The organism is Vibrio sp. 1874 (assembly GCF_033344395.1).
GTDB classification, from domain to species: Bacteria; Pseudomonadota; Gammaproteobacteria; order Enterobacterales; family Vibrionaceae; genus Vibrio; species Vibrio alginolyticus.
Genome location: NZ_JAWPOR010000132.1, coordinates 1 through 1,161, shown reverse-complemented (window position 1 = coordinate 1,161; position 1,161 = coordinate 1). Strand labels below are relative to the sequence as shown.

General features: G+C 47.4%; 1 pseudogene. It reads right to left on the bottom strand.

The features are described 5' to 3' along the window. A pseudogene (locus R8N46_RS25075) lies at positions 1–1,145 on the bottom strand (GGDEF domain-containing protein); the annotation flags it as partial. Between the last annotated feature and the right edge of the window lie 16 nt (positions 1,146–1,161).

Here is a 1,161-nt window from a genome sequence, read left to right as displayed (position 1 = left end):
TCCAATACGACATCACTCGGTACGGCCCGACCTAAATTGATCAGAGAAAAGTTTTGCGTCTCACCAAAGAAATAGGACTCATCGACGACATTCCCTTGAATGTCCGTGCCCCAAGTGCCCTGCATGTATGAGCAGTTTTCATCGGTCAAAAATACCGCCATACGATCAATACCGAGGTTTTTAATCGCGAAAGTCACTGCCGATTTACACACATCACTAACGGTTGTACAGCGTGATAGCTCAACCATGCTTGAGTGCAACATGCGCACATTTTGCTCTTGGCGCTTACGGATATAAATTTGTGAGAAAAGAGAACCAAACGAGTCCAACATCTGTTTTTGATACGCCGTTATCGGCTTGCGATGAATGAAGTTATCGAGCGCAAACCAACCGAAGGGCTCATTGCCGTCGCGCAGGATTAACATCGCGTTCCATCCCTGCCCGACCACTTTGCCCGCCGTGTATATTGGCGCATCTTCGATGATCACTAAATTACTCTCAAGGCTCGACAGCGCAGCGATGTATTCCTCACTCAGTTGATGTAGGTCGTATTGCGTGTGGAATTCATCGATCGTAACACCAGACTCATCTGTGCCGTATGTACCGCTGAAACTGCGCTTTTTCATGTCCAGTAGCATCAGTGTGGTGCGGTCAAAGCCCAATCGTTCGCGCAGGGCTTCGACGGCTTTGTAATACAAATCTTTTAAGGAATCAGGGTTGGAGATCTCGAGTGCGACTTGCTGAACTAACTTCATGTTTTCGATAAAGCGTTCGCGCTGGCTAATTTCATCGACGTATTGAGCTTCACGGATGTCTCGATGTCGCATCTCTTGTGATGCATTTTTCTCGGCTCGAATGCATTGCCAACGCGCAGCCGCGAGCTGCATTGCGTCGTAGCTTTCTTCGTAAATATTGTGTGCGGTGCGAGCTTGGACAGATTGGATAAGCAAATAGGTGCGTTTTATTGGCGTGTTGTCGAGCATCATTATGTAGCTGTCGCCACCTAAATCTTGGGTGTGATTCCAGTTACAAGTGTTAATCGCCAGAGGAATAATGCTTTCGGATGTATCAAATTGGCAGGCCCAGTCCCAGAAAATCTCAGGGTACTTTTGAATAGGGTAAAGCTCTCCGCGAGAAAAACTCACAGAACAACGAGGATTG